This is a genomic window from Zarconia navalis LEGE 11467 (assembly GCF_015207075.1).
Lineage (GTDB): Bacteria > Cyanobacteriota > Cyanobacteriia > Cyanobacteriales > Geitlerinemataceae > Zarconia > Zarconia navalis.
In genome coordinates, this window is record NZ_JADEXN010000213.1 from 1 (window position 1) to 8193 (window position 8193).

Consider the following 8193-nt stretch of genomic DNA (forward strand, 5'->3'; position numbering starts at 1 on the left):
CCCCACCTCCATCTCCCTGGATACTAGAGGCATTCACATCTTCGGTGCTAATATTCCCGAGGGCTTGCAAGGTCACCAATCCGCCATCCCCCGCAGCGGCCGACGAATCTAGGGTGTCCGTTGTCGCTATCTCCCCCGCCGCACTATTAAGGGCGATCGCTCCCCCGTTGGTTGAAATCGAGCTGGTGACGATATCTCCCTGTTCGATCCGCACGCCAGAACCCTTTAACGCTACGGTGCCATCGGAGTTCACGGCAACGGTATCGGCATGGTCGAGGGATTTGCCCAGGGTTAGGAGTTCCGGGAGCGATCGGGGATTGAATAACGAAAAAGAAGAGGTGGTGGGAGAGACTTCGAGAGCGAGGATATTCCCCTCAACCCTCAAGCGCAGCCGATTCCCTCCCACCACCGCAGCGATGGAAATATTACCGCCCTCGGTCTGCAAGTTTCCCGGACTCACCACCGTACCGCCGAACAAGTGCAAATTTGCCCCAGTTTCTACGGATAAATTCCCGTAATTGACAATGCTGCCGGGGGTGGGAGTGGCAAAGTCGAAGGCGTTGGGGGTTCCCACCAGGTCGGTATAGTCGTTGGATGCCACGGCATCGAACCGACCCCCCTCAAAGCCGATTCCCGTGGCAGTGGTAGCGGTAAAGGAAGCCGGGACGTTGAGTCGAGCGTTCTCGCCGAAGACGATGCCCGCTGGGTTCATTAAAAAGAGGTTGGCACTGCCGCCGGTGACTTGAATTAAGCCGTCGATGAAGGAGGCGTTCCCCCCGGTAACCCGTCCGAGGATATTTTGAATATCCCCAGAGGAGAAAAAATTCGCCGTTTGTCCGGTGTCTAAGCCGAATTCCTCGAAACTGTGGAAGAGATTTGCCCCATCATCGGAGGTTTGTCCGCCGTGAATGTTGAAGCGATCTCCGTTGGGGGTCACGATCGTCTCGGTACTGTCGTCGGGGATAATGGGTTGAGCCAGGGCGATCGCGGGAGAGAAAATTGCGATTCCAGTCGCAGCAACCCAAGGCACAGAGGTAGAGGTAAGTCCTGACACGGTTGGTCACTAGATGCAGGGAAACGGCGCAAGCCAAAGACTCGATAAGCATGGGACTAATCGGCGACACGCAGACAGTCCCCGTCAGGAATCTATCCCGTCTCATCAAAAAAGCGAACCCACTCTATTAAGTTAGGTTCCATTTTCCTAAATCATGCATCGGGTTGCAGAGCGATCGGGGAATCCAGACTAAATCGGCAGGCGATCGATATCTTTATTCGACCCGATCACCACCATCGCCGAGCCTTTTTCCAAGCGATTGCTCGGGTTTGGATTAATCTGAAATTTATTGTTATGACTGACGGCTAAGACATTCAAACCGTAGCGGTTTCTCAATTCCAATTCGGCTAATGTTTTGCCGATAAATTTATCGGGAATAATCACTTCAACAATACTGTGGAGGGGATCGAGTTCAAATCGATCGAGCATTCGCGGTCGCGTGAGCGATCGGGCCAGTTCGTATCCCATTTCCCGTTCGGGGAAAACGACATGGTCGGCTCCTACTTTTTTGAGCAGCTTCATGTGGATTTCAGAAGAGGCCTTAGCGACGACGTGTTCGACTCCCCCTTCTTTTAAATTTAAGGTGGTAATAATACTTTGGGCTAGATAATTTCCGATGGCCACGATTGCCGTATCGAAATCTAAAACACCCGCTTCTTTTAAGGCCGAGGGGTCTGTGGTATCTAGTCGAATGGCATGAGCTGCAATTTGGTCGTTGACGGCTTTATTCACTAAGTTTTCGTCGCAGTCTACGGCGAGGACATCGTAGTTCAAACTGTGCAAAGTCGAACAAACCGAGCGTCCGAAACGTCCCAACCCAATTACAACAAATTGTCGATTATCCGATCGCAAGCTTTGAAAAAAATTGAGAGACGCTAGATTCACAATGCACACCTCATATCGAGTTTTAAGTATCCCACACAAAAATACATTTGAAAATTATTCCCAACGCTAACCAATTAAAAGTTCTTCTTCTGGGTAGTCTACCGAACTGGGTTTTGGATCGCCTAAAATTGCGGACATTAACAGCAGAATTCCCACCCGCCCGATATACATAATCGCAATAATAATTAACTTTCCTACCGCAGAAAGTTGCGCGGTAATTCCCACAGATAAGCCGACCGTTGCAAAGGCAGAAATAACCTCAAAAGAAATACTAATAAACTCAAGGCTGGGGTCGGTCACACTCAATGCGGCTGTCGCGAGGGCGATCGTCATGAGCGAACCGACCACAACGCCCACAGCTTTTAATATCAGTTCTACCGGAATTTGTCGGCGATATATCGTAACATCTTCTCGTCCTCGTAATACCGCTTCGGTGCAATTAAATAAGACCCGAACCGTTGTTGTTTTCAAGCCACCTCCCGTACTCCCCGGACTCGCACCAATTAACATCAAAATCATCATGGCAAATAAAGCGGCATTGGTCATCTGGCCCAGATCGATACTATTGAAACCTGCCGTTCGAGTAATGACAGACTGAAACCACGCCGTCATCAGTTTGCCGTTTAAGTTGAGAGAGGCAAGGGTAAGGGGATTATGATATTCTGCACAAAAGTAAACGAGCGTTCCTAGCATAAACAAAAAGTTGTTCGTGCTCGTGACAATTTTGAAGTGAAGAGAAAAACAAAAACGCTCTGCACTTGAAGATATTTTACTCCGAATCCAGAGATAAACTTCCACGATGACTTGGTAGCCAATTCCACCCAAAATGACGAGACCGGGAATGACAATATTAACGATGGGTGAGGTTGCATACCCCATCAAACTATCTTCAAACAAACTAAAACCAGCATTATTAAACGCACTGATACTGTGAAAAATAGATTGCCAAGTTCCCATTCTAAAATCAAAGTCCCGAACGAAAACAAACATTAATAAAAAAACGCCTGTCAGTTCCACTAGTAGTGTCGTGGCAATAATCGATCGCAGTAAATTGCCCACATCCGATAACCCCGTGGTATCGAGAGCTTGTTGTAAGGCAACTTTATATTTGAGCTTGAATCTTCGACCCAAAAGAATTAATAAAAAAGTGGTCGCAGTCATGTAGCCCAACCCACCCACCTGAATCAGCGATAGGATAAAAAGTTGTCCCCAGAAGGAATAGTAGCTGCCGGTATCGACAACAATCAATCCCGTGACGCAAGTGGCAGAAGTCGCAGTAAAAAGAGCTGTAACGGGATCGTTCCACGTTCCGCTACTCAGGGAAAACGGCATCATTAATAAAATCGTGCCAATGGTAATTACACCGAGAAATCCCAGGCAAATCGTTCGAGAAACGGTCATTGCAGTTTTGAGTGATCCGGAAATTGATTAATAGAAGTCATCGCCCGAAATCGGCTAGAGGCGATCGAATTTAAATCGTCGGTCGGGTGCGAGAGTTAGGAGGGTTCGGTTCTCGAACTTGCAGACAACTCGATTGTTGAAAAATCGATCGAGCCATCCCCCGTCAAACATCGCCCATTCATTCTCTCACTTTAACGGGAAATGGTAGTCTAAATTGAGTTGGTCAATACTCGCGCGCACCCACGCTTCTTTGCAGATGACATCAAGCCTATCCGACCGCATTCGCCAATTTTACGATACCTCTAGCGACCTGTGGGAGCAAGTGTGGGGAGAGCACATGCACCACGGATACTACGGACCCGAGGGAGATCGACGCAAAGAACGGCGGCAGGCTCAAATTGACCTCATCGAAGAATTACTCCACTGGACGAGTACGTCCCTGGGCGAGAACTTCAGCTTATCCGCCCCTCGACCCAGCCAACAAATCCTCGATATCGGCTGTGGCATCGGCGGCAGTACTCTCTATTTAGCCCGGAAATTTGCCACCAAAGCTATTGGCATTACCTTAAGTCCGGTGCAAGCTAACCGGGCAAGCGATCGCGCCGTAGAAGCCCAAATGGGAAGCGATGCGGGGTTTCTGGTGGCCGATGCGTTGAATATGCCCTTCGCCGACGAATCTTTTGACTTTATTTGGTCCCTCGAAAGTGGGGAACATATGCCCGATAAGGTGCAGTTTCTGCGGGAATGCCATCGAGTGCTCAAACCCGGAGGAACGCTGATGCTCGCCACTTGGTGCCATCGTCCCACCGACGAAGGATTGGAACCGCTTACCGCCCGAGAGCAGCAGCATTTAGCCGACATTTACCGCGTGTATCACCTACCCTACGTGATTTCCCTCCCCGAATACGAAGCGATCGCCCGCGAACTCAAATTTCAGAATCTCCATACTGCCGACTGGTCTGGGGCTGTTGCTCCATTTTGGGACGATGTCATCGAATCGGCATTGAACCCAGCAGCGGTTTTGGGGGTCTTGATGGCCGGTTGGGATACCATTCAAGGGGCGCTATCCATGGGATTGATGCGAGATGGGTACGCAAGCGGCCTGATTCGGTTTGGAGTCTTGTGCGGGACGAAATGCGATCGATGACGACGTGGAGTCATCGCAATTGTGAGTCTTGCATTCTCCCCATCCTCAACTTCATTCTCAATTCAAAATTCTCCTTTACCGTAACTTTACCGAACCCTTCCCCCCAAATCTAAATCCTTGTGCTATAACCAAATACAGGTTCTATAAGGAGGCTGCTCCAAAATGCCAACATCAAAAAAAGCTGCGCTAGTCGAAGAAAATCTCAATAGCGCCAACCAGCTCAAAGAAGAAGGGAAACTCGACGAAGCCCTTTCCCAGTACGAAGAAGTTCTTAAAGTCGCACCCAATAACGTTCCCGCTCTGCGCCAGATTGCTGATATCTACGAAACTCAGGAAAACTGGGCGCAAGCTGCAAGTACCTACCAGAAAATCGTTTCTGCCCGACCGGAGAATGCATCCACCTACTTGAAACTCGCCAAAGTTCTCAAGGAAGACGGTGATGTGGATGGTTCGGTTTCGGCTTACAAAAAAGCGATCGCCCTGAATCCGGAGCAACCCTTCCGGATCTATCTGAACGTGGCCAAAACCCTGGGGGAACAAGATCGTTCCAATGAAGCGATCGAAGCCTATCGCAAGGTCGTCGAACTCGATCCTTCCAAAGCCAAACTTCAAGGTCAACTCGGTGACTTGCTGCAAAAGCAAGGCAATCTAGATGAAGCGACCGCATGTTTCGAGAAAGCTTTGGCCGTTCAGCAGGAAGCTAACCCCGAATCTACCACCCGCTACCACGTCAAACTTGGGGCAATTCACCTCAAGCAAGGACGTGTAGATGAGGCGATTTCCAGCTACCAGCAAGCTCTGGCAATTAAACCCGACCTCACCTCCGCCTACAAGGGATTGGGCGATGCTTTCGGACAAAAGGGTTTGTACGACAATGCGATCGGCTGCTACGAGAAAGCCAACGAACTTAAACCCGACAGCGCCGGTTTATTCCGTGCGATGGGTGATGTGATGTTGCGTCAGGGTCGGGATGCGGAAGCGATCGGCTATTACCGTCAGGCGATCGCTGCCTAACGCTGACTTGGCTTACCTCACTCCTTAATTCTTAATTGCTTCTAGTTTCTGACCTGCGAGTTGTCCGGCTTCACAAACGGTTCGCTCGCAGGTTTTCTCATACAAAGGCTCTCGTTCGGTTTTCAGCTTTCTCAGAAAGCTCTTAGGTTTCTCTCAAGTTGCCATTCGAGTACGTTCAGTTCGATCGCCGATTATCAAGATCGAGCAATCGAAAACACCTCGAACACACACGAATGGAGTCAAAATCATGAAATTCAATCAAGTTGTATCTCTCGGAATTACATCGGTTGTTTTGTTCGGTAGCCTCGGTGTCAGCGCGATCGCACCTTCCCCCCTGCAAGCCAAGCCTCTGACCTCTTCAGTCCAACTCAAGAATCAAACAACCCTCGCTGCGGGAGCGTTTGTCACAGTCGAACCCGGTCATCCCACCAGCGGCGCGGCCACCATCATTGAAAAAGACGGAAAGCGCTATCTCGAATTGTCTCAAGGGTTCGATACCGGCAGCGGACCCGACGTGCAGGTGATTCTATATCGCGATGGTGTTGTTCCCCTGAACGTGAGCGAACAGGACTACGTTACCCTGGCCCCCCTCGAGAGTTTTAATGGGGGACAACGCTACGAAATTCCAGCCAATATCGATCTCGAAGATTTTGATGCGGTGGCAATTTGGTGTCGCCAGTTCAACGTCACCTTTGGCTACGCTGCTTTTCGATAAAATTGACGCAAATCGTCCCAGAGACAACATCCATCGAATTTTTCAATCGAGTTTTTTCGTTGAAACAGCATATACCGATCGCATCACCGTATCCATCCGATGCGATCGAAAAAGGGAAGGAGGTCGCACTTCTTCCCTTTTTTAGCTCGTTGGCATAAAACATTCGATCTTCCGGATGGCAGGAACAGAATTGGGTAAACATTGATATCTCTCAATGTTGAGTTACATTCGTTATGAGTACCTACCGTCGGATGAGAACGATCGCCGCAGCAATCGCCACTCTGTTTCTCATCTCCTGTCAGCAATCTGCTGAAAATGGAAATACAAATCCCGCCACTCCTTCGGCAACGGACTCTGCAAGCGAAGTCTCTGCCGATACATCAACTCTTTTTCAAGATGGTTCGCTAACCGTTGGAGTTCTCACCACTCCTTATAATCTAGAGACGGATTATGTTGCTCTCGAACAACATTTAGAAGCCGAATTCGGGGAAAATGTCGATGTCCGAATTGATAGTGTCGCACTCAGCGGGAATGATGGGTTTGCGCAGGTGAGAAATCAGATCGTCCAAAAACAATGGGATGTGGCGTTTACCACCAGCCCAATGATGTCGGTGGCAGCGATTAATAACGACTATCAATTTGCCGCTCGGATGTTTCCCCAGGCTTCTCAATTTGAATCGGTTCTCTTCGTTCGCAAAGATAGTCCGATTCAGGGAATTAGCGATTTAACTCCGGACATCAAGCTCGCATTGGGAGATTTTAATAGTGCAGCCGCTTTTTATATTCCCGTTTACGATTTATACGGAAAAACCTTACAAGTCGATCTGGGAAATACGAATACACAATCGACGATCGAGAAAGTAAAATCCGGACAAATTGATGTGGGAAGCGGTGCGTATCAAATTGTGGAAAATGATGATAGTTTGCGAGCCATTAGTCGCAGTCGATCAATTCCTCTTTCAGGGGTTTATCTGTCTCCCGACTTATCGGATTTAGAACGAGAGGCGATTTCGCGATCGCTGGAAAATGCACCCGATGATGTTAAAAATAGTGCTAAATACGGAGAAGGGGAAGAACCGGATTATCAGTATTTTATTGGCATTACCAATCGCGTCGATGAAGTTCTCGGTTGCGTAGATTGGCAACAACAACCGGTGCAGTTATTTTGCGAGAATACAGCGACTCAATCTATCCCCACGGGAACCACCATTTCCGGTCAAGTGAATGGGTATCAAGTTGAGGGGGAAACGATTAATTTTATTCTCAATGGAGAAGATGGAACGGTCTATCGCGTCATAGTTCCGAGAACCCTACTCGATCGCATTCCCAATGGCGTTCCCTTACCGGGATTGCACGGCAAAACGTTTCAGATTGTCGGTATCGAACCGCAGGATAACCGAGGAACGCTGGAGTTAACTGTTACGACGGCGGAACAATTGCAGATCGATGGTTAAGTTAACTCGATGTAGAATTGCCACGATGCTTATTGACGATCGCACAACACTCCGCCACCGGTAACCGTTGGGACATCGCCTCCACGAGGGCATCGTAAGCCGATCGATGGGTTGCCAGTAAGGTGGTTGCTTGTAGGGTGGCCCAGCGTTCTCGCTGCTGCGGATCGCGAATGGGGGGACTCAGTTGAGAGAGTACCGTCCGCAGTTGTTGGCGATCGTCGCCGCCCCCTTCAGCATTGTCGTAAACGAGGGTTTCGGCGGCAATTCCGGCCATCCACACCGTACAGTAACGATCGAGGGATTGTGCCGACATCGTACCCCGTTCGAGTTGGGCGGCAAGGACGCGATCGTCAAATTGAACGCCACCCCGTCCCGCTTGTCCCTGGCGCATCGCTTCCCATGCGGTAAGGGTATAGTCGGCGATCGGAATGTCAAGTATGTGGGCCACCAAAAAATGCCCCGCTTCGTGATGGGTGACGCGCTGCCGATGTTCTGGGGAGAAGGCGGCCAGCCAGTCTAGCAT

At 49.6% G+C, this 8193-nt stretch carries 8 protein-coding genes; 4 read left to right on the top strand and 4 right to left on the bottom strand.

Annotated elements, in window-relative coordinates; genetic code table 11:
- The 3 genes from IQ235_RS12385 to IQ235_RS12395 all read right to left on the bottom strand — a co-directional run.
- Nucleotides 1-1054, bottom strand: a 1054-nt coding sequence (locus IQ235_RS12385; protein WP_264321768.1) for a filamentous hemagglutinin N-terminal domain-containing protein, incomplete at its 3' end; no start/stop codon positions are given.
- Nucleotides 1055-1243: 189 nt separating this feature from the next.
- A complete protein-coding gene (locus tag IQ235_RS12390; protein ID WP_264321769.1) occupies nt 1244-1939 on the bottom strand; it encodes a potassium channel family protein in 696 nt (231 codons plus the stop codon).
- Between the two features lie 66 nt (nt 1940-2005).
- A complete protein-coding gene (locus IQ235_RS12395; RefSeq protein WP_264321770.1) occupies nt 2006-3340 on the bottom strand; it encodes a TrkH family potassium uptake protein in 1335 nt (444 codons plus the stop codon).
- A 256-nt stretch (nt 3341-3596) separates the two neighbouring features.
- Between IQ235_RS12395 and IQ235_RS12400 the strand changes: the two genes are divergently transcribed.
- The 4 genes from IQ235_RS12400 to IQ235_RS12415 all read left to right on the top strand — a co-directional run bounded on the left by IQ235_RS12400 (nt 3597) and on the right by IQ235_RS12415 (nt 7670).
- Nucleotides 3597-4487, top strand: a complete 891-nt coding sequence (locus IQ235_RS12400; protein WP_264321771.1) for a methyltransferase domain-containing protein — start codon at nt 3597-3599, stop codon at nt 4485-4487.
- Nucleotides 4488-4649: 162 nt separating this feature from the next.
- Entirely contained in the window at nt 4650-5501 is an 852-nt protein-coding gene (locus IQ235_RS12405) for a tetratricopeptide repeat protein (RefSeq protein WP_264321772.1), read from the top strand.
- A gap of 247 nt (nt 5502-5748) precedes the next feature.
- Nucleotides 5749-6216 (top strand): DM13 domain-containing protein, encoded by a 468-nt coding sequence (locus tag IQ235_RS12410; RefSeq protein ID WP_264321773.1) that lies wholly within the window; start codon nt 5749-5751, stop codon nt 6214-6216.
- A 233-nt stretch (nt 6217-6449) separates the two neighbouring features.
- The gene (locus IQ235_RS12415) at nt 6450-7670 is read left to right on the top strand and encodes a phosphate/phosphite/phosphonate ABC transporter substrate-binding protein (RefSeq protein WP_264321774.1); all 1221 of its coding nucleotides are present in this window, start codon (nt 6450-6452) and stop codon (nt 7668-7670) included.
- A 1-nt stretch (nt 7671) separates the two neighbouring features.
- Here IQ235_RS12415 and IQ235_RS12420 read toward each other — a convergent pair.
- On the bottom strand, nt 7672-8193 hold a 522-nt coding region (locus IQ235_RS12420), incomplete at its 5' end, for an ATP-dependent Zn protease (RefSeq protein ID WP_264321775.1).